Annotated in this window: 21 protein-coding genes; all 21 read left to right on the top strand. The window is 40.9% G+C overall.

What is annotated here, in order from left to right:
• Nucleotides 1-30: 30 nt before the first annotated feature.
• The 21 genes from EG2_RS14370 (at nucleotide 31) to recN (ending at nucleotide 19,926) form a co-directional block, all read left to right on the top strand.
• Nucleotides 31-2,856, top strand: coding sequence for a sigma-54-dependent transcriptional regulator (locus EG2_RS14370; protein ID WP_060815164.1), 2,826 nt, complete (start codon nucleotides 31-33; stop codon nucleotides 2,854-2,856).
• Nucleotides 2,857-3,083: 227 nt separating this feature from the next.
• Complete coding sequence (locus EG2_RS14365; protein WP_172461450.1) at nucleotides 3,084-3,578, top strand: PTS system mannose/fructose/N-acetylgalactosamine-transporter subunit IIB; 495 nt, start codon at nucleotides 3,084-3,086, stop codon at nucleotides 3,576-3,578.
• 70 nt (nucleotides 3,579-3,648) lie between these two features.
• Nucleotides 3,649-4,638 (top strand): mannose/fructose/sorbose PTS transporter subunit IIA, encoded by a 990-nt coding sequence (locus EG2_RS14360; protein ID WP_060815162.1) that lies wholly within the window; start codon nucleotides 3,649-3,651, stop codon nucleotides 4,636-4,638.
• A gap of 30 nt (nucleotides 4,639-4,668) precedes the next feature.
• Entirely contained in the window at nucleotides 4,669-5,472 is an 804-nt protein-coding gene (locus tag EG2_RS14355) for a PTS mannose/fructose/sorbose transporter subunit IIC (RefSeq protein ID WP_003126194.1), read from the top strand.
• Between the two features lie 20 nt (nucleotides 5,473-5,492).
• The gene (locus EG2_RS14350; protein ID WP_003126195.1) at nucleotides 5,493-6,404 is read left to right on the top strand and encodes a PTS system mannose/fructose/sorbose family transporter subunit IID; all 912 of its coding nucleotides are present in this window, start codon (nucleotides 5,493-5,495) and stop codon (nucleotides 6,402-6,404) included.
• A gap of 113 nt (nucleotides 6,405-6,517) precedes the next feature.
• Complete coding sequence (locus tag EG2_RS14345; protein ID WP_005471141.1) at nucleotides 6,518-6,883, top strand: DUF956 family protein; 366 nt, start codon at nucleotides 6,518-6,520, stop codon at nucleotides 6,881-6,883.
• 72 nt (nucleotides 6,884-6,955) lie between these two features.
• Nucleotides 6,956-7,195 (top strand): GlsB/YeaQ/YmgE family stress response membrane protein, encoded by a 240-nt coding sequence (locus EG2_RS14340; protein ID WP_005471142.1) that lies wholly within the window; start codon nucleotides 6,956-6,958, stop codon nucleotides 7,193-7,195.
• 81 nt (nucleotides 7,196-7,276) lie between these two features.
• Nucleotides 7,277-7,789, top strand: a complete 513-nt coding sequence (locus EG2_RS14335; RefSeq protein ID WP_060815161.1) for an RNA polymerase sigma factor — start codon at nucleotides 7,277-7,279, stop codon at nucleotides 7,787-7,789.
• Nucleotides 7,782-8,840 carry an anti sigma factor C-terminal domain-containing protein gene (locus tag EG2_RS14330; RefSeq protein WP_060815160.1) on the top strand — a complete coding sequence of 353 codons (1,059 nt, stop codon included), beginning with the start codon at nucleotides 7,782-7,784 and terminating at the stop codon, nucleotides 8,838-8,840. Before EG2_RS14335 ends, EG2_RS14330 begins: the two co-directional genes overlap by 8 nt.
• Before the next feature lie 108 nt (nucleotides 8,841-8,948).
• Nucleotides 8,949-10,013 (top strand): M24 family metallopeptidase, encoded by a 1,065-nt coding sequence (locus EG2_RS14325; protein ID WP_060815159.1) that lies wholly within the window; start codon nucleotides 8,949-8,951, stop codon nucleotides 10,011-10,013.
• A gap of 202 nt (nucleotides 10,014-10,215) precedes the next feature.
• Entirely contained in the window at nucleotides 10,216-10,641 is a 426-nt protein-coding gene (locus tag EG2_RS14320; protein WP_003126202.1) for an Asp23/Gls24 family envelope stress response protein, read from the top strand.
• Entirely contained in the window at nucleotides 10,634-11,086 is a 453-nt protein-coding gene (gene nusB / locus EG2_RS14315; RefSeq protein WP_060815158.1) for a transcription antitermination factor NusB, read from the top strand. The genes EG2_RS14320 and nusB overlap by 8 nt, the downstream gene beginning before the upstream one ends.
• Nucleotides 11,087-11,336: 250 nt before the next feature.
• A complete protein-coding gene (locus EG2_RS14310) occupies nucleotides 11,337-11,654 on the top strand; it encodes a cupin domain-containing protein (protein ID WP_060815157.1) in 318 nt (105 codons plus the stop codon).
• 15 nt (nucleotides 11,655-11,669) lie between these two features.
• Nucleotides 11,670-13,310 carry a peptide ABC transporter substrate-binding protein gene (locus tag EG2_RS14305; protein ID WP_060815156.1) on the top strand — a complete coding sequence of 547 codons (1,641 nt, stop codon included), beginning with the start codon at nucleotides 11,670-11,672 and terminating at the stop codon, nucleotides 13,308-13,310.
• 262 nt (nucleotides 13,311-13,572) lie between these two features.
• Nucleotides 13,573-14,424, top strand: a complete 852-nt coding sequence (locus EG2_RS14300; RefSeq protein ID WP_060815155.1) for a bifunctional methylenetetrahydrofolate dehydrogenase/methenyltetrahydrofolate cyclohydrolase — start codon at nucleotides 13,573-13,575, stop codon at nucleotides 14,422-14,424.
• Nucleotide 14,425: 1 nt separating this feature from the next.
• Nucleotides 14,426-15,778 (top strand): exodeoxyribonuclease VII large subunit, encoded by a 1,353-nt coding sequence (xseA, locus tag EG2_RS14295; RefSeq protein WP_060815154.1) that lies wholly within the window; start codon nucleotides 14,426-14,428, stop codon nucleotides 15,776-15,778.
• Entirely contained in the window at nucleotides 15,759-15,977 is a 219-nt protein-coding gene (locus tag EG2_RS14290; protein ID WP_003126209.1) for an exodeoxyribonuclease VII small subunit, read from the top strand. Before xseA ends, EG2_RS14290 begins: the two co-directional genes overlap by 20 nt.
• Nucleotides 15,978-15,985: 8 nt before the next feature.
• A complete protein-coding gene (locus tag EG2_RS14285) occupies nucleotides 15,986-16,870 on the top strand; it encodes a polyprenyl synthetase family protein (protein ID WP_172461449.1) in 885 nt (294 codons plus the stop codon).
• Complete coding sequence (locus EG2_RS14280; RefSeq protein WP_060815152.1) at nucleotides 16,870-17,700, top strand: TlyA family RNA methyltransferase; 831 nt, start codon at nucleotides 16,870-16,872, stop codon at nucleotides 17,698-17,700. Before EG2_RS14285 ends, EG2_RS14280 begins: the two co-directional genes overlap by 1 nt.
• Before the next feature lie 93 nt (nucleotides 17,701-17,793).
• Nucleotides 17,794-18,243 carry an arginine repressor gene (gene argR / locus EG2_RS14275; protein WP_003126212.1) on the top strand — a complete coding sequence of 150 codons (450 nt, stop codon included), beginning with the start codon at nucleotides 17,794-17,796 and terminating at the stop codon, nucleotides 18,241-18,243.
• Between the two features lie 12 nt (nucleotides 18,244-18,255).
• Nucleotides 18,256-19,926, top strand: a complete 1,671-nt coding sequence (gene recN, locus EG2_RS14270) for a DNA repair protein RecN (RefSeq protein WP_060815151.1) — start codon at nucleotides 18,256-18,258, stop codon at nucleotides 19,924-19,926.
• Nucleotides 19,927-19,981: the final 55 nt, after the last annotated feature.

The following is a 19,981-nucleotide window of genomic DNA, read 5'->3' as shown; positions in this document are numbered from 1 at the left end:
AAGGATAAAACTTTCAAGGAGGCGGAGCTGTTGGGGAAACGGATTGAGCGTATTTATCAATTTTTATTGGAAAATACAGAAAATGGCTTGAATGAAAAGGGAACGACGACATCAGAGGTCGCTGATCAATTGATGATCCAACGAAGCAATGCCAGCAAAGATTTGAATCAACTTGTCAAAGAAGGCCGCGTTCAAAAGAGTGATACCCGGCCAGTGAGGTATTGGGTAGCTCAAGATGCACGGTCTGGGCCTGAGAAATATGTCCCAAGTTATAAAGAGAACCGACCCCAAAGAGAGAAAGCTACGCCGCAGCGAGTGGATGTCAAATTGGGAAACCGTGATATTTTTTCAACGATCATTGGTGTGAACGGCAGCATGAAAAATGCTGTCGAACAAGCCAAAGCAGCAATTCTGTATCCTCCTAAGGGGCTGAATTGTTTGATCACTGGACCAACAGGTTCAGGGAAGACGTATTTTGCTCACGCCATGTTTCAGTTTGCGAAAAGCAATCAGGTGATCGAAGAGGAAAAAGAGTTGATCGTTTTCAACTGTGCCGATTATGCCAATAATCCAGAGTTGCTTATGAGCCATTTGTTCGGTTATGTACGCGGTGCTTTTACCGGAGCGGATCAGGAGAAAACTGGGATCATTGATCAGGCGGATGAAAGTATGTTATTTCTTGATGAAATTCATCGATTGCCGCCTGAAGGACAAGAAATGATTTTTTACTTTATGGATCATGGAACCTTTAGTCGGTTAGGTGAGACTGGTAAAAATCATCAAGCCAATGTTCGTATCGTAGGAGCAACTACTGAGGATCCCAATTCGACATTGTTGGACACTTTTACTCGGAGAATTCCGATCAATATCCAACTGCCGTTTTTTGAAAAACGACCTGCATCAGAAAAAGTGGATCTTGTTCGGGTACTTGTAGGACAAGAAGCAACACGAATCCAACGCACGATCACATTGACTGAAGATGTCGTTAAAGCGTTGATTGGCAGTGTCAGCTTCGGAAATATTGGTCAATTGAAGTCCAACGTTCAGTTGGTCTGTGCACGAGGGTTTTTGAATCATATGCAACAAGATGAAATCGAGATTGATTTGGACGAACTTCCCGAAGGAATCCGCTCAGGATTAATGGTCTTGGGGAATCGCCGAGATGAGTTAGCAGAGCTGTCCAAAATTCTTGAGCCGACTGTGCGTGTTCAACCAAACCAAAATCTTAATAATATTCAATCCGATTCTTATGAATTACCATATAATCTTTACGATATTATCGGAGATAAAGCTGCTTTATTAAAAGCGGATGGGCTGGATCAAGAAGCTATCAATCATTTCATATCTACAGATATTAATGTTCATTTGAAATCATTTTACAAAGATCACGGCTTTTCTTTCAATTCAGAAAACAAATTGAGCGAGTTTGTGGATCAAAAAGTGATCACAGTGACAAATCGTATTTATGATTTGGTACGCACAAGGCTGAACTATGAATTTCAGCAAAATTTTGTTTACGCGATGAGCTTACACATTAGTTCTTTTTTGAAAAAAATTCATCTGGGAGAAGAACGGCATACCAATGACAATATTCGCCAAATGGTCGCCGACTATCCGAAAGAGTTTGAAGTTGCTAAAGAAATTCGTACATTTATTGGTGATAGTTTCAAAGTATCGATTCCTGAAAGTGAAACCTATTATTTGGCTGTTTTACTCGTATCTTTGCGGACTGCCCATTCCTCTGGAAAAATTGGTGTAGTTGTAGCGGCTCATGGGAACAGCACGGCAAGCAGTATGGTTCAAGTGGTTCAACAACTTTTAGAAGTGGATCAAGTGGCAGCAGTAGACATGCCTTTGGACATGCCGCCAACCGTCGCATTGAAAAAGATCGAAGAAAGTGTTCAAGCAGTTAATGATGGTAGCGGCGTGATTTTATTAGTAGATATGGGATCTTTAGCTACCTTCAACAATGAGATTCAAAGGGAAACAGGTGTGATTGTACGGACTGTCGATATGGTGACGACATCAATCGTTTTGGAAACAGTCCGAAAAGCATCAGTTATCGGCACGGACATCGATAGTTTGTATGAATCGCTTAGAAAATTTCGCGGCTATGGTTCCGTTGAACAGCCAGAGGGACACTTAAGTAATCATCATCGCAAAGCCATCTTAGCCATCTGTGCCTCAGGTAAAGGAACGGCTCAGAGGATCAAAGAACTGATTCAAAGTTCGCTCTCGAAACGTCAAAATCAGAATGTAGAGGTTGTGACACTTTCAGTGGCTGATTTAAAGACTGAGTTAGAACCCATACAAAGACAGTATCAACTGATCGCCGCGACAGGGATCATAGATCCTAAAATCGATGCGCCTTTTATTTCTCTGGAACGATTCATTGATCAAGATGTAGATCAACTGTTGGAAGAAATTTTGTTAGAGAATGATCTGAGTTTTGAACAAGATGTCGAACTTGGTGAAGAACAGGCAGAAGAAATTTGTTTTAAATATATGGAGCAAAACCTGACTTTTGTCAATCCGCGAAAAGTTATCGAGCCATTGTGGCAATTCGGCCATCAATTGATCAATGATTTAGAATTGACGGATGCATTACCAGGGTTTCAAATCAATTTTGTGCTCCATTCTGCTGGAATGATCGAACGGATCGTATTAAAGCAACCTTTAACTGTCGATGAATCCCTTGTTTCTGAACTGAAGCAAGAACCGATGTACAAAAAACTTCATATCCATGTTCGCTCGTTCTCCCGCTTATTAAATGTAGAAATACCAGAAAGCGAAGAATATTACTTAGCAGAGTTGATTAAAAATCATCAAGAAAAAACGGTTTTGGCTGATCAATAATACATTAACAATAGAATACACTAAAAAAGATACACTGTTTCTCAGTGTATCTTTTTTAGTGTATCGTTGAGAGGTCGATTCTTAAGCCTTTCCAAAGATTAGTGTATTGTATAAAAGTTGGCACGCTTCTTGCTTCTATATAAGTGGATACAGGAGGTGAATGAAAAAAGTAAGGGATCCACAAATAGCCAGCGGATCGATGGATGTAGGAGGTTTTTACGATGGGAATGGATATACGTCTTGCTCGGATCGATGATCGTTTGATTCATGGTCAAGTAGCAACAGCCTGGTCGAAAATGACTGGTATTAACCGAATCATCGTTGTCAGTGACGAAGTCGCAAATGATCAGCTTCGCAAATTTCTTTTGAAAGAAGCCGCTCCACCAGGAATCAAATCCAATGTCGTCACAGTGGCGAAAATGCTTGAGGTTGCACATAACGCATTATTTGATACCCAAAAAGTCATGTTATTATTTACCAATCCTCAAGATGTTGTCACACTAGTCAAAGGCGGATTACCGATTCATTCAGTCAATATTGGAGGAATGAGCTTTTCGATAGGAAAGCGGATGATCACTAATTTTGTTTCTGTCAATGATCAAGACCTCGAATCACTGCTTTATTTGCAGAAACAGGGCATTGAAGTCGAGATTCGAAAAGTTCCTGCTGATCGTAAAATCTATTTGATGGATATTTTGGAAAAAGAGGGTAGTCACACTTGATTTTTCGTCGTTGCTTTTTTTCTTTCATTTAAGTGTCACATTTATCAATTTTGAAATAGGAGGTAAAAAGATGGTAGGAATTATCCTAGCAAGTCATGGAGAATTTGCAAACGGCATTTTGCAATCTGGTTCAATGATTTTCGGCGAACAAGAAAATGTTAAAGCTGTAACATTGATGCCAAGTGAAGGCCCAGATGATATCAAAGCAAAAATGCAAGAAGCAATCGCCACATTCGACGATCAAGAAGAAGTATTATTCTTAGTTGATCTTTGGGGCGGTACACCTTTCAACCAAGCAAACAGCTTGTTTGAAGACCACAAAGACAAATGGGCAATCGTAGCTGGTATGAATTTACCAATGGTCATCGAGGCTTACGCTTCACGTTTTTCAATGAATACAGCACATGAGATTGCTGCACATATCATTGAAACAGCTAAAGAAGGGGTCAAGGTGAAACCAGAAGAACTTGAACCGGCAGAAGCTGCTGCTCCAGTTGTGGCTGACGATCAACCTAAAGGATCACTTCCTCCAGGTACTGTACTGGGCGATGGCAAGATCAAAATTGTATTGGCTCGTGTTGACTCTCGTTTGCTTCACGGACAAGTAGCTACTGCATGGACAAAATCAGTGAATCCATCACGGATCATCGTAGTATCAGATGCAGTTGCAAAAGACGACTTGCGTAAAAAATTGATCGAACAAGCAGCTCCTCCAGGAGTAAAAGCCAATGTTATTCCAGTAGACAAAATGATCGAAGTGTCAAAAGACCCTCGTTTTGGTAATACGAAAGCATTGCTATTGTTTGAAAATCCAGAAGATGTATTGCGAGTAGTAGAAGGCGGCGTAGACATTCAAGAAGTCAACGTTGGTTCAATGGCTCACTCAGTCGGAAAAGTTGTTGTAAGTAAAGTATTGTCTATGGGTACTGAAGACGTTGAAACGTTCGAAGAACTAAAATCACGGGGCATCAAATTTGATGTGCGTAAAGTACCAAACGATTCACGCGACAACATGGATGAAATTTTGCGTAAAGCGAAAAACGAATTGTCGAACAAGTAAAAAAGTATACAACTAAATAGGAGGTCTATCATGTCTATTATATCTATGGTATTAGTAGTAGTCGTTGCCTTTTTAGCTGGTATGGAAGGGATCTTGGATGAATTCCAATTCCACCAACCGCTAGTGGCATGTACATTGATCGGTCTAGTGACCGGTAACTTAGAAGCATGTATTATTTTAGGTGGATCATTACAAATGATCGCGCTAGGTTGGGCAAACATTGGTGCCGCTGTCGCACCGGATGCTGCATTGGCATCTGTTGCATCTGCAATTATTTTAGTTTTAGGTGGACAAGGACGTGGCGGTGTTGACACAGCCATTGCCGTTGCGATTCCTTTGGCTGTAGCTGGTTTGTTCTTAACAATGATCGTACGTACATTAGCTGTACCAATCGTTCACTTTATGGATGCAGCTGCTGAAGAAGGTAATATCCGCAAAATCGAAATGTGGCATGTGATTGCCGTATGTATGCAAGGGATTCGTATTGCGATTCCAGCAGCAGCATTGCTAGCAATTCCAGCTGCAACTGTTCAAAACTTCCTAGAATCTATGCCAGCTTGGTTAACAGATGGTATGGCTATCGGTGGTGGTATGGTTGTTGCCGTAGGTTACGCAATGGTTATCAACATGATGGCAACTCGTGAAGTATGGCCATTCTTCATCATTGGTTTTGTGATTGCAGCGATTTCTGAATTGACATTGATTGCGATCGGTGCTTTGGCAGTAGCTATTGCATTGATTTACTTGAACATCACCAAAATGGGCGGATCATCAAATGGAGGCGGCGGCAGCAACACTGGCGACCCTCTAGGCGATATCTTGAATGACTATTAGAATCGAAGGAGGAGAAAAAAATGGCAGAAAAAATTCAATTAAGTAAAAAAGATCGTTTAGCCGTAGCATGGCGCTCTACCTTCATTCAAGGTTCATGGAACTATGAACGTATGCAAAATGGTGGTTGGGCATTCTCAATGATTCCAGCAATCAAAAAATTATACAAAACAAAAGAAGACCGTGCCGCTGCTTTGAAGCGTCATTTGGAATTCTTTAACACTCACCCATATATTGCTTCACCAATTCTAGGGGTAACTTTAGCATTGGAAGAAGAACGTGCCAATGGAGCCGCTGTCGATGATGTAGCGATCCAAGGGGTAAAAGTTGGTATGATGGGTCCTTTGGCTGGTGTCGGTGACCCTGTATTCTGGTTTACTGTTCGTCCGATGTTAGGAGCTCTAGGTGCTTCTCTAGCGTTAGGAGGAAACATCTTAGGTCCAATCATCTTCTTCTTGGCTTGGAATATCATTCGTTGGGCATTTATGTGGTATACACAAGAATTTGGCTACCGTGCCGGATCAAAAATCACAGATGACCTTTCAGGTGGTTTGTTGCAAGACGTAACAAAAGGTGCTTCAATCCTAGGGATGTTCGTATTAGGATCGCTTGTTCAACGTTGGGTATCAATTTCATTTGCACCAGTTGTATCTCGCGTCCCTCTTGATGAAGGAGCATATGTGGATTGGGCAAAATTGCCATCAGGTCCAGAAGGGTTACAACAAGCATTCCAACAAGTCGCTGAAGGCCGTGCATTAACAGATACGAAAGTAACAACTTTGCAAAACAACTTGGATCAATTGATTCCTGGATTGGCAGCATTATTACTTACTTTGTTATGTATGTGGTTATTGAAGAAAAAAGTTTCTCCAATCATCATCATTATCGGTTTGTTCTTAGTCGGTATCGGTGGACACTTGATCGGATTGTTCTAATCTTTCAATTAAAAGTGCTTGGGGAAACCCAAGCACTTTTTATCTATTCGCCAAAAATCATCAGAACAAGTATAATAAGAAACAATAAGACGTAGAAATGGAGCAAACAAATTATGGTACAATCCCTGAACACCAAAGTTGATTTGACGATCGATGCGACCTCATTTTTGGGTATCAACGAATATGGCAAAATTATGATCGGCGACAAGGCTTTTGAATTTTACAACGATCGTGACCAGCGGAAGTTTATCCAGATTCCTTGGGAAGATGTAGATTACGTGATTGCCTCTGTCATGTTCAAAGGTCGTTGGATCCCAAGGTACGCGATTCGGACGAAAAAAAATGGCACCTATACTTTTTCTTCGAAAGAGCCCAAGAAAGTTTTGCGGGCGATTCGCGTCTATGTTGATCCGGATCATATGGTTCATTCTCTTGGCTTTTTCGATGTGCTAAAGCGGGCGTTCACTCGCAGAAAATAACATGCAAGCATATTTTTGTTCAAACCATAATTGATATGGTACCCTTTTATTAGAAAGTTTAGGAGGGGTATTATGCATTTTTTATGGACATTGATCGTGGGTGCGGTCATCGGATCAATCGGAGGCGCAATCGCTGGTGAGAAACGCGGTTGTATCTTTGATATCGTAGCCGGGTTAGTTGGGGCATCGATTGGTCAAGCACTATTTGGAACATGGGGACCACAGATTGCTGGAATGGCAATTGTTCCTGCCATTATCGGAGCGGTCATTTTTGTCGCTGTTGTTTCGTTCTTCTTGGGACGTAGAAAATAACTTACAGCCATTCATTTTTTAATGAATGGCTTTTTTTTTTGTGACTTTTTCTCTGTGAGTTCGTATAGTAGGTATGGAGGGGTGACTGAGTTGGGAGATGAACTGTTAGCAAAAATATATAAAGATTATTCGCAAGACTGTTATTTGTATGCGTTTTATTTTACGAAAAATAAAGAGCAGGCCCAAGATTTAGTCAGTGAGGCGTTTCTCGTTATAGCGGAATCTCTCGACGAGCTAAACGAAAAGCAAATCAACTTTTTTTTGCTAAAAATAATCAAAAATCGGTTCATTGACTGGACGCGTAAACAAACGGTGGCACATCGATGGCGAAAGTTTCCTTCACATGTTTTTCAAGCAGAAAGCCAACAGTTGTCTACCCCGTTGGATGAAATAATAGGACAAGAGAGAAAAAGAGCATTGTATCGCAGTATTGAGAAATTACCCAAAGATACGCGAGAAGTGATTTTACTATACTATTTTTTAGAGTGGCGAATTGATGAAATTGCAACGTATAAAGAATGGAGCTATACGCAAGCGAAGAATCGATTGTATCGAGGTAGACAATTACTTAAGGAGGAATTATCAAATGAATGAACCATTTCACTTTGAACAATTGCAAAGAAAAATCAAACAACAACGTTACAAACGAGGGATTTTCTTTCTTTTTGCAGCTGTTTTACTGACAATCGCGGTTTTACTTGTAATACCAAAGTTTGTTGACCTCTTTTTCTATGATCCTCGGCAAAGTAGTCCACAAGTAAATCAAGATAGTTACATCATGAATCGTCAAATCAATAACGAGTTAACGACGCAAAATCATTTTCTATCGAAGTATGAAATACGTTCATTGGGTTTTGGCAGTTATGAGGTGACAGAAGTTTATCAAAATCTCGATCAGAATCATTCTACGATTCAGACAGTAACGATCGATAAAAATCACTTACTGAAGAATTATCTCTCTAATTCTCAAAAAACAGATTTTCTTTTTGAATCACGAATGCGAGACTCATCGAGTCTTGAATTCTCTGAGAATCAGAAAATGAAGCAGAACCTTTTGAACAATTTAAAAAAATTGCCCAAAAGCACTTCATTGATTACCACATTAATTTTTGAGAAAGACTTATCTTTGGAAGAATTGAGAGACTGGCAGATGTATCAAATACCCAAAGGAGAAATTCTCTGGACAGCTGTTCGAACAGGGGGGGCAACTGGAGATCAAGATTTTCAGCCGCTTGGGTTTTCCAATAGTTTTTCTCGTGTAGCCCCAGAAGAAAAGATACTTGAAGAGAGTTTTTTAAAAGACTTTCCTTTTCTAGATTTATCTGCAGCAACTAGCAAACAACAATCAGACTATTCAGAAACAGAACAATCCGCTGCGCATTTTGAATCGATGTTGAAATACTTACTAACCCAGAAAGACTTTTTAGCCTTAGAATCGAATGACGTGCGTGATATTTTATCTGTTGAACAAATTGAAACAGCGTTGGCCTACATTCAAAAAAACGGTGTACAAACCTATGGGATTTCAGCACGCATGTCCGTAGATGCACTGATTACTCTTCTAGAAGACGGTGAAAACATTTTAACAGCGCGTGTGATGGAGACAAATTTGTTTTCTTTGATAGACCAAATTAACGAGGATTAAAGAATGTCTAAAAGCAATCCGTCCTTTTTTGTATAAATTTTTTTCATTCTTTTCGCTTTTCTGGGAAGTTTGCTATAATAATACAGAACAAGAAAGTGGGGAGAAAGAATGTTAAGAGTTGAAAAATTAAGAGAAGCAATGAGAAAAGATGCCGTTGATGGTTTTTTGATCACGAGCCCATACAATTTGCGTTATTTGACCAATTTTACCGGCACGACTGGTTTAGCTGTCATTACATTGGACAAAGCTTTTTTCGTTACTGATTTTCGTTATACAGAGCAAGCGGCTGCTCAAGCACAAGGATTCGAAATTGTAAAAAATAGCGGACCGATTTTTGAAGAAGTTGCGGCTATTTGCGAAAAAGAAGAGATCAATGTTTTAGCTTTCGAAGAAAGTTACGTCAGCTTTTCTGATTATTCGGTCTTGGAGGAGATTATTGAAGAATCTTCATTGGCTCCTGTTTCAGGTATGATCGAAGCATTGCGGGAAGTCAAAGATGAGTCAGAAATCGCGTTGATCCAACAAGCTTGCCATATTGCGGATCAAGGATTTGAACATATTTTGAAAATGATCCGTCCCGGAATGTCAGAAATAGAAGTAGCCAATCAACTTGACTTTTTCATGCGTTCTTTAGGCGCTACAAGCGTTTCTTTTGATACAATTGTTGCCAGTGGATTACGTTCAGCTATGCCCCATGGGGTAGCTAGTGAAAAAGTAATTGAACAAGGAGATTTGATCACTCTGGATTTTGGTTGCTACTATCAAGGATATGTTTCTGATATGACTCGGACGTTCGCCGTAGGTGATCCCGGAGACAAATTAAAAGAAATTTATCAAATCGTCCTTGAAGCCCAAGAAAAAGTTTTAGCTGCAGCCAAACCTGGCATGACAGGAATTGAATTAGATGCAATCGCACGAGATCATATTGCTTCATTCGGCTATGGAGAAGCTTTCGGACATTCAACGGGTCACGGAATCGGTTTAGAGATCCATGAAGGACCAAACGTCTCATTCCGAGCAGACAAAGCATTTGTTACTGGCAACGTCATTACAGATGAACCGGGAATTTATCTTCCAGGTATCGGCGGCGTTCGAATCGAAGATGATTTGTTGATCACAGAAACTGGTAATCAAGTTTTGACGCATTCTCCTAAAGAATTGATCATCTTGTAAATCAACAACCTCGTTTATTTCAGAAAATTCATTGTGAATAGTGGGTTATTATAGATTCTCAGTGCAGAAAATGATAAACTTAGAGCGAGAAGAAACCTCTATACAAATGAAACTGTCTATCCAAGTCATGACTTATTGAGACGAAACATATCGTGAAGGGATAGATAACAATGTGTGGAAGTTTAGAATGGAGGCAAAACTTATGAATGAAGATAAAAATCTAGTCTTAGACGCAAGTCCTGAATTAGGCGAAATCGTGATCGCACCAGAAGTCATCGAGATCATTATTGGTATCGCAGCATCTAAAGTGGAAGGTGTCTACGGTATGCGGGGGACATTAGCCAATAGCGTGACTGAATTGCTTGGGCGCTCCGCGCATGGCAAAGGGGTCTACTTGACGATCGATGAAACTGGGATCAAGGTTGATCTTTATTGCTATCTAAGCTATGGCGTTTCAGTGCCTAAAGTAGCAATGGAAATTCAAGATCGAGTGAAACAGCAAGTGTTGTTCATGACAGATGTTCACTTAGCGGAAGTCAATGTCCATGTGGTAGCTGTAGTACCAGAAAAGATTGAGCAACCTGATATTGAAGAATTATTCGGAAACGACGAGGAAGAAAATGAGTAAAGAATTATCACGTCACGAGATTCGGAAAATGGCTCTGCAAGCCTTATTTCCTTTAGATTTTAATAAAGATTTAACGAAACAAGATGCGATCATGCATGCAATTGAGTTGGAACACCATGAGCTGATTGATGAAGAACAGGAACACTTCGTTCCAGCGTATTTGGATCAACTTGTAGCAGGCGTATGTCAGTACAAAGAAGCGTTGGATGAAGTGATCCAGTCCCATTTAAAATCAGGTTGGAAGATCCAACGATTATCAAAAATGGATGTAACGATTTTACGAATTGCATTATATGAAATGTTGTATGTCGACAATGTTCCTAATCGAGTTGCGTTAAATGAAGCTATTGAATTAGCCAAAACATTCAGTGATGACCAATCAAGAAAATTTGTGAATGGTATTTTATCTAATGTGAACAGTGAAATTGAAAGTAAGAATGACTAGTTAATCAAAACAGCCTCAGCTAAAAGCTGAGGCTGTTTTTTGGTTGTTTGCGATACAATGCCATAGTTGCTTTTAAGTTGGTTGAGGTGAAAAAACTGGGTCTTTTTACAGAGTGAAACGTTAATAAAAGTAATTTTTTCAAAAAAACAGCTGAAAAATAAAAATAAAAGCGATATTTTGAATAAAAGTATTGACTTTAGAATATTCTGACGATTTAATTGAAAGTAATAATTGAAAGGAGTCAGAAAAAATGAAAATCATTTCAGTGGATAATGGGAAAGAATTTGAAACGATATTCGATTCATTGAATCAAACCAACGGAAAGGTTCAGATGGGAGTGGTTCGATTAGCTCCCGGTGAGAAAAGACCGTTAGAGGGATTTGCACGTCACACACAAGATGAATTTTCCTATGTGATCAAAGGCAGCGCTCATACAGTTTTAGAAGACGGAACAGATCTCACTGGAAATCCGGGAGACTGTCAATGGATCGAAGCAGGAGAAGGGCATATCAACTACAATGATGGCAATGAAACGGCTGAGGTTGTGTGGTTTTTGGTGGAGCGATAAAAAAGGAGGAAAAGAATGAGAAAAGGGTTTAACAGATTGTTGGGGTTGATAGTAGCAATGATATTTTTGACTGGATGTACAACAGGTACAACAACAAAGCAGGAAGAAGATTCAGCCTCTCAAGTGATTCGACTAATGTCTATGACAGAGCTAACTTCATTGGATCCGGCTGCCATGTTGGACTTCCCAGATGCAATTATTCAAACAGCCACTTTTGAGGGCTTATATCTATTGGATGAAAAGGATGAAGTGCAGCCGGGTGTAGCAGTTGATTTACCGGAAATTTCGTCTGACGGCAAAACTTATCGATTTAGGTTACGCGAAAATGCACAATGGAGCAATGGGGATCCGGTGACAGCGAATGACTTTGAATATGCTTGGAAACGGATGATTGATCCTGAAAATGCATTTCAGTATAGTTTCTTGATGAATGGGTTGATCGAAAATGCGGAAGAAATTGCCCGTGGTGATCAGTCGGCGGATACGCTAGGTGTTGAAGCAAAGGATGACTATACATTAGAAGTCCGCCTTACACAACCAGCTCCGTATTTTACTTCCTTGATGGTTTTTCCGATTTTCTTTCCTCAAAATCAATCGGTTGTCGAAAAATTTGGACAGGAATATGGGACAGCTAGCGACAAAATTGTTTATAATGGACCATTTGTTGTGAAAAACTGGCAGCAAACTGAGATGAATTGGGATTTAGCAAAGAATGAATCCTATTGGGATCAAGAAGCTATTCTGGCAGAAGAAATCCATTATGATGTGATAAAAGAATCTGCAACCGCGCTGAATCTTTATGAAGATGGACAGTTGGATGTCGCGATCATCAGTGGAGAGATCGCCAAACAAATGCAGTCAAGTGACCAATTTGCCTCTTATCCTTCAGCAACGATGAATTATATCCGGTTAAATCAAGAAAGAAAGGGACAACCGACACCTTTACAAAATGAAAATTTACGAAAAGCTCTCGCATTGGCCATTGATAAAGAGAATCTTGTCAATAATATTATGGCAGATGGATCTAAACCCTTGAATGGCGCGATCACAGAAGGCTTTGTCGCTAATCCTGATACTGGCGTGGACTTTCGTGAGGAAGCCGGTGACTTGATGGCCTATGATAAAGAAAAAGCGCTAGCCTATTGGGAACAGGCAAAAGCAGAATTAGGCGATGAAATCGAGCTTGATCTGTTAACGACTGATGATGGTTCCTACAAAAAAATGGGTGAGAGTATCCAATGGAGTTTGGAGGACCTCTTTACTGGTTTGACGGTCAATATGCGCTCGCTGCCAGCCGAAACAGCGTTGAATCTTGCTAGTGAAAGCGACTATGATTTGTTCCTAATTTATTGGACTCCCGATTACCAAGATCCTTATTCTACACTTAAGATGATGTATAGCGGAAACAATCGCCATTACTCAAACCCTGTTTATGACCGCTTATTGGATGATGCCAGCACTACCTATGCTCTTGATGAGAACAAGCGATGGGAAACGATGATTGCAGCCGAAAAAGAACTGATGGAAACAACTGCCGGTATGATCGTTATCAGCCAAAATCAAAACTCAGTGTTACAAAATCCTTCAATCTCAGGATTAAACTATCACACTTTTGCGGCACCGATGACTCTCAGAAACCTTGTGAAAAATGAGTGAAGAATAGCTGATCAAACTGACTCATTATATCAAAACGGCGGGTTTTGAATTGATTGGGTCTCTACAAATAAATAGTGAAAACTAGGCAGTCCTTTTTGCAAAAGGGATTGCCTTTATTGCTCTGTGTGAGTCTTTGGTTAAGCAGTTGCAATGAGAAAATGCTATGATACTAGAGATGAGAAACTATGATTTTCCTACCAGAAATCATTTTTCTTCCAAGCGAACTATGCTAGAATAGAAAAAAGTCAGAGGAGTTGTCGAGATGGGTATTTTGATTAATGGAAAAGAATTAGCAGAAAAAATGCAAGCAGATCTTACTGCAGAAACCGCCCTTTTAAAAGAACAAGGAATTGTTCCCGGACTAGTTGTTTTACTGGTAGGGGAAGATAAAGCAAGTCAAACGTATGTGCGAAACAAAGAACTGGCTGCGGCAAGAATCGGCATACGATCTAAAGTTGAACATTATCCCGATTCGATAACTGAAGAAGAACTACTTAGTGAAATCGACAAGTACAATCAGGACCCAGACTTTCATGGTATCTTAGTCCAGCTGCCACTGCCAAAACAAATCGATGAAGAGAAAGTGTTGCTAGCTATCCGACCTGAAAAAGATGTCGATGGTTTCCATCCTATCAACCTTGGTAAATTATTTGCTGGTGTTCCGGATCGAATTCCTTGCACCCCTTACGGTATTATGAAAATGTTTGAAGCGTATGATATTCCACTTGAAGGCAAAAATGCATTAGTGATCGGCCGAAGCAATATCGTAGGCAAACCGATGGCGCATTTGCTTCTCGGTAAAAATGCTACCATCACTATCGCTCATTCAAAAACACAGAATTTACCAGCATTGGCTAGACAAGCCGATATCTTAGTGGTTGCGATTGGACGTGGTCATTTTGTGACCAAAGAATTTGTGAAAGAAGGGGCAGTCGTTATTGATGTAGGAATGAATCGTGATGAGGCAGGAAAATTGATTGGGGATGTGAAATTTGCTGAAGTTGAACCTATCGCAAGCTATATCACGCCAGTTCCACGAGGCGTCGGACCAATGACGATTACGATGCTGATGGCACAAACCTTAGCAGCGGCAAAGGAGACTGTAAAGAGATAACATGGCACAACAATATTTAACTGTGACCGCATTGACCAAATACTTGAAACGCAAGTTTGATGCTGATCCTTACTTGGAACGGGTCTATTTGACTGGAGAAATCTCCAATTTTCGCAGACGGCCAAACCATCAATATTTCAGCTTGAAAGACGATGGCGCAAAAATTTCGACAGTCATGTTCAAGGGAGCTTTTGAAAAGCTGCGATTTCAGCCGGAAGAAGGAATGAAAGTGTTGGCTGTTGGCCGCATTTCACTCTATGAGGCCAGCGGAAATTATCAGATGTACATTGAACACATGGAACCTGACGGAGTGGGGGCGTTGTACCAAGCCTACGAACAACTTAAGAAAAAATTAGCGGAAGAAGGGCTATTTTCAGCTCCCAAAAAAATCCTTCCACGATTTCCAAAACGAATCGCAGTACTTACAAGCCCCAGTGGCGCAGTGATTCGGGATATCATCACAACTGCGCAGCGGCGCTATCCAATTGCCGAAATCGTCTTGTTTCCAACCGTAGTCCAAGGAGACAAGGCCGCAGATGATGTAGTAAAAAATATCCAGCGAGTGGAAGCAGATGGCACCTTCGATACAATGATTATTGGCCGCGGAGGAGGTTCTATCGAAGATCTCTGGCCATTTAATGAAGAACGTGTTGCACGTGCCATATTCGCTGCCGAGACACCAGTCATTTCTTCTGTGGGACATGAGACAGATACCACCATCGCTGATTTAGTGGCGGATGTACGAGCAGCCACACCAACTGCTGCTGCTGAATTAGCAGTGCCGGTTCTTTCAGAAGAAATTTTACGGATCGAAGAGAAGCAAACAAGGCTTGAACAAGCATTTATGTATCAAATCCAGCGGAAACAAGAACGTTTCCAACGGGCAGTAGGTTCTTATATCTTTCGTCAACCAGAGCGCTTATATGAGGCCCAAGCGATTAAACTGGATCAGTTGCAGCAACGAATGAATCAATCGTTGCAAACACAGCTCTATGATAAAGAGAAGGTGGCCAGTCAGTTGATTCATCGTTTGGAACAACAGGTACCTAAGGCACGGCTCTCAGCTGCAGGACAAGAAGTTACTTATTTAACGCAACGACTAGAAAAAGCCATTCAACTTAGCGTTGAAAAAAAAGAACAGCGATTTTTAAGTGCTCTCCAATCATTAGATCTTTTGAGCCCTCTAAAAATCATGGGACGAGGCTACAGTTTTACGACGAAAGACGAAAAAGTCGTTAAAACCATCGCAGATATTGAAGCTGGTGATGAGTTGAACGTCCATTATCAAGATGGTCAAGCGCTTGTTAAAGTTATTGCAACAGAAGGAGAAGATCATGGCAAATCCAACATTTGAAGAATCATTACAAGAATTAGAACAAATCGTTACTAGGCTTGAACAAGGCGATGTACCATTAGAAGAAGCTCTTGACGCTTTTCAAAAGGGAATGGTGTTAAGCAAACAGTGCAAAGATACATTGGCTAAAGCAGAAAAATCATTGACAAAAATGATGACTGAAAACAATGAAGAAGTTCTTTTTGATGAGGAAGACTAATGGATAACATGCAACAATTTCAAGAAAAATATCTTTCGGAGATCGAAGCTGTGATTGTTCGATTTCTGGAAGAACATACAAGTGATCAAACGTTGAAAGATAGTATGCTTTACTCCATTCATGCTGGCGGTAAGCGAATTCGTCCATTGCTGTTGACAGCGACCGTTGCTTCTTTCCATAAGTCAATGACTTTGGGAGTATACCAGACTGCAGCAGCCCTAGAGATGATTCATACCTATTCACTGATTCATGATGATTTGCCGGCGATGGACGATGACGCCTTGCGACGAGGCAAACCAACAAATCACAAAGTCTATGGAGAAGCACTAGCGATCCTTGCTGGGGACGGGCTATTGACTGCTGCGTTTCAGTTGTTATCGTTAGCTGATCTTGAACCAGATAAGAAAATTTTGCTTTTGCAGCAGCTTAGTCATACGGCAGGCACAGCGGGAATGGTGGCTGGACAGGCAGCAGATATCCAAGGGGAAAATCAGCAACTCACGCTTGATGAGCTGATCAGCATTCACGAACGCAAAACAGGTGAACTGATTCGTTTTGCAGTGATTGCTGGTGGTATTTTAGCGGATCAGACAGAAGAAATTATCCAGCTGCTCGATCAATTTGCTCGTCATATGGGCTTAGCCTTCCAAATCCGCGATGATCTTTTAGATGTCACCAGTACAACAGAAGTATTGGGCAAGATTGTCCATCGAGATGATGCACTAGCTAAAAGTACTTATCCGGCTTTGCTAGGACTTGATGGCGCTAGTGGAGCATTGAAGGATGAATTGAATCAAGCGTATGCTGTGTTAGATGAACTGAGCAGTTATGGTCATTTCGATCAAAGTTTGCTCGCATCCGTTGTCAAACAATTCGAGATTAGAGGAAAGTAATGAAAAAAGAACGAGTAGATGTTTTAGCGGTCCAACAAGGACTTTTTGAAACCAGAGAACAAGCGAAACGCGGTGTCATGGCTGGATTAGTTTATACAGAGAAAAATGAACGTTTAGATAAACCCGGTGAAAAAATCAGCGGGGAGACACAGTTGCAAATCAAAGGCAAAAAGCTGCCTTATGTCTCCCGTGGTGGCTTAAAACTTGAAAAAGCTTTGAAAATTTTTGACTTTGAGGTGAAAGACCAAATTCTGCTGGATATTGGTGCGTCTACCGGCGGCTTTACTGATGCAGCTCTGCAGAATGGGGCAAAAATGAGTTATGCCTTAGACGTTGGCTACAATCAGTTGGCGTGGAAACTACGTCAAGATCCGCGAGTAGTCGTGATGGAACGTGTGAATTTTCGTTATGCCAAACCTACTGATTTTTTAGAAGGATTACCAGAAAGAGCAACCATCGATGTGTCATTTATCTCTTTGAAGTTGATCTTGCCGCCGTTACATGAAATTCTCGTAGACCAAGGAGAAGTCATAGCGCTGATCAAGCCCCAATTCGAAGCAGGGAAAGCATCTGTCGGAAAAAACGGCATCGTTCGTGATCCTGCAGTCCATCAAAGGGTTCTCGAAGAAATCTTGGACTTTGCCCAATCGAATGGCTTTAATATTCTTGATCTTAGTTTTTCACCGATCACGGGCGGTGAAGGCAATATTGAATTTTTGGTTCATCTACAGAAAGTGCAGAAAGGTGATGGCACAAGGAAAGCCGAAATATCTATCCCTCAGATCGTTGCTGAAGCACATGAAACCTTTCATCATCCAAAAACTTACTGATTTTGCAGAGCTGGTATTTTACATGCCGGCTCTCTTTCTTTCTGTCTAAAAATAGGATAAAATTAGTAGGAATTCAATCAGGAGGAACGAGAGATGAGAAAAAAAGAGCGTCATCGTTTGATAACACGATTGCTTAGTGAGCAAGATATTCAAAAACAGGAAGAATTTGTCGAATTGCTTCAGGAAAAAGGGGTGTCGGTCACACAAGCGACGATTTCCCGCGATATCAAAGAAATGAAGCTAGTCAAAGTCCCTTCACAAAAAGGTGGCTACCGCTACAGCATTCCTCAAGAAACGTCAGAAGATGTCATTGCCAAGTTAGAAAAGATTTTGAAAGCTGCCTTTGTTTCTGTTGATCGAATGGATAAATTCGTTATTTTACGCACATTGCCGGGAAATGCTTCCGCTTTGGCAAATTTAATCGATAAACAATATGCAAAGGAACTGTTTGGTACCTTAAATGATGATGACAATGTATTGATGATCACTAAAACAGAAGCAGATGCAGAAACTTTGTTTAAAGATTTTCAACGATTTATGTAGAGGAGGCAATCCATGCTTTTAGAGTTGACCATTCAAAATTTCGCAATTATTTCCCACTTACACCTTTCTTTTCATGAAGGAATGACAGCTTTGACAGGTGAAACAGGTGCCGGGAAATCAATCATTATTGATGCGATGGGCTTGTTAGCCGGCGGACGCGGATCTACTGACTACTTGCGTCAAGGAGCAGAGAAATGCCGACTGGAAGGCCTTTTTGAATGGCCGAAGCAGCCTGAGTTTCAAGAACTGACAGAAGAATTAGGCATCGATCAAGAAGATGTGCTGATCGTCCAACGGGATATCACACAAGCAGGAAAAACAATCTGTCGTGTCAATGGCCGTACGGTCACTTTGGCAAGTCTGCGAAAGATTGGTCTTTTTTTAGTTGATATTCAAGGACAAAATGAACATCAGGAGTTATTACAGCCGGAAAGGCATCTTAGCTTGGTAGATGGGTTTGGCGATGATGGGTTCAAAGCAGAACTGCTGCACTACCAGAATGCCTATCAGGAATACCGCAATTTAGAAAAACAGGTTCGCAATATTCAGGAAAATGAACAATTATATGTTCAACGGATGGATATGCTGCGATTCCAACAAGAAGAAATCGCACAGGCTGAATTAATCGAGGGCGAAGAAGAAAATCTGATCGAAGAACGTGAGAAGTTAACCAACTATCAGAAAATCGTCGATGCGCTGGGGCAAAGTTATGGTGCACTCTCTTCAGAAGAAATGAGCAGTGTCGACGGTGTAAGTGTGGCACTGTCCGAGATCCAATCTATCGCCCACTTAGATCAAGCCTATGAAAAAATCACTGAAACAATCCAGAGCGCTTATTATTTGTTGCAGGATGCTGCTTCTGATATTTCACGACAGTTAGATAACCTTGAACTTGATGAAGGACGTCTAGAAGAAGTTATTAACCGACTGGAAACGATTCGTCAATTGAAGCGCAAATACGGCGAGTCCATCTCCGTCATCCTAGCTTATTATGAAGAAATTAGTAAGGAGATCTCTGAATCTGCCTATACTGAAGGTCAGCTGGAACAGTTAGAAGAGCAATTGACAGCTAAGGCCGATGCTGTTTGGGCTCTTGCTGAACAACTCCATGTCAAGCGGCGAGAAATCGCACATCGATTAGAAAAAGAAATTGTGCAAGAATTGAACGACCTCTATATGGAACATGCACAGTTTGAAGTTCGCTTTGCAAATGGCAAGCAGTTGACAGCAACTGGATTTGATAGTGTGGCTTTTTATCTCACAACCAATCCTGGGGAAGGCATGAAACCGTTGGTTCGGGTAGCATCTGGTGGTGAGCTGTCTCGTATCTTATTAGCATTGAAATCGATTTTTTCACGGAAACAAGGGATCACGAGTATTGTTTTTGATGAAGTAGATACCGGAGTCAGTGGCCGCGTGGCGCAAGCAATTGCTGAAAAGATCTCAAAAATTGCGTTGAATTCCCAAGTTTTGTGTATCACTCATTTGCCGCAAGTAGCCGCAGTAGCTGATTATCAATATTTTATTGAAAAAGCGATCCAAGAAGGACGGACGGAGACTCGAGTTCGTCAGTTATCCTATGAAGAACGAGTGACTGAGATTGCTCGTATGTTATCAGGAGCAGAAATCACAGAACTGACAGTAGAGCATGCGCGCGAATTGTTAGCCTTGGCTCATCAGTAAATGCTTGAAAGAAGTTACCTACAAAATGGAAACGCGAACGCAAGTGACGCTAACT

Source organism: Enterococcus gallinarum NBRC 100675 (assembly GCF_001544275.1).
Classification (GTDB): Bacteria; Bacillota; Bacilli; order Lactobacillales; family Enterococcaceae; genus Enterococcus_D; species Enterococcus_D gallinarum.
Note: the sequence above shows the minus strand (reverse complement) of the source record. Positions and strands in the feature narration are given on the sequence as shown.

What these genes read in the sequence shown, in the direction of transcription:
- EG2_RS14365 (WP_172461450.1), top strand. Translation starts at nt 3,084, where the DNA reads ATGGATATACGTCTTGCTCGGATCGATGATCGTTTGATTCATGGTCAA.
- EG2_RS14360 (WP_060815162.1), top strand. Translation starts at nt 3,649, where the DNA reads ATGGTAGGAATTATCCTAGCAAGTCATGGAGAATTTGCAAACGGCATT.
- EG2_RS14355 (WP_003126194.1), top strand. Translation starts at nt 4,669, where the DNA reads ATGTCTATTATATCTATGGTATTAGTAGTAGTCGTTGCCTTTTTAGCT.
- EG2_RS14350 (WP_003126195.1), top strand. Translation starts at nt 5,493, where the DNA reads ATGGCAGAAAAAATTCAATTAAGTAAAAAAGATCGTTTAGCCGTAGCA.
- EG2_RS14345 (WP_005471141.1), top strand. Translation starts at nt 6,518, where the DNA reads ATGGTACAATCCCTGAACACCAAAGTTGATTTGACGATCGATGCGACC.
- EG2_RS14340 (WP_005471142.1), top strand. Translation starts at nt 6,956, where the DNA reads ATGCATTTTTTATGGACATTGATCGTGGGTGCGGTCATCGGATCAATC.
- EG2_RS14330 (WP_060815160.1), top strand. Translation starts at nt 7,782, where the DNA reads ATGAATGAACCATTTCACTTTGAACAATTGCAAAGAAAAATCAAACAA.
- EG2_RS14325 (WP_060815159.1), top strand. Translation starts at nt 8,949, where the DNA reads ATGTTAAGAGTTGAAAAATTAAGAGAAGCAATGAGAAAAGATGCCGTT.
- EG2_RS14320 (WP_003126202.1), top strand. Translation starts at nt 10,216, where the DNA reads ATGAATGAAGATAAAAATCTAGTCTTAGACGCAAGTCCTGAATTAGGC.
- nusB (WP_060815158.1), top strand. Translation starts at nt 10,634, where the DNA reads ATGAGTAAAGAATTATCACGTCACGAGATTCGGAAAATGGCTCTGCAA.
- EG2_RS14310 (WP_060815157.1), top strand. Translation starts at nt 11,337, where the DNA reads ATGAAAATCATTTCAGTGGATAATGGGAAAGAATTTGAAACGATATTC.
- EG2_RS14305 (WP_060815156.1), top strand. Translation starts at nt 11,670, where the DNA reads ATGAGAAAAGGGTTTAACAGATTGTTGGGGTTGATAGTAGCAATGATA.
- EG2_RS14300 (WP_060815155.1), top strand. Translation starts at nt 13,573, where the DNA reads ATGGGTATTTTGATTAATGGAAAAGAATTAGCAGAAAAAATGCAAGCA.
- xseA (WP_060815154.1), top strand. Translation starts at nt 14,426, where the DNA reads ATGGCACAACAATATTTAACTGTGACCGCATTGACCAAATACTTGAAA.
- EG2_RS14290 (WP_003126209.1), top strand. Translation starts at nt 15,759, where the DNA reads ATGGCAAATCCAACATTTGAAGAATCATTACAAGAATTAGAACAAATC.
- EG2_RS14285 (WP_172461449.1), top strand. Translation starts at nt 15,986, where the DNA reads ATGCAACAATTTCAAGAAAAATATCTTTCGGAGATCGAAGCTGTGATT.
- EG2_RS14280 (WP_060815152.1), top strand. Translation starts at nt 16,870, where the DNA reads ATGAAAAAAGAACGAGTAGATGTTTTAGCGGTCCAACAAGGACTTTTT.
- argR (WP_003126212.1), top strand. Translation starts at nt 17,794, where the DNA reads ATGAGAAAAAAAGAGCGTCATCGTTTGATAACACGATTGCTTAGTGAG.
- recN (WP_060815151.1), top strand. Translation starts at nt 18,256, where the DNA reads ATGCTTTTAGAGTTGACCATTCAAAATTTCGCAATTATTTCCCACTTA.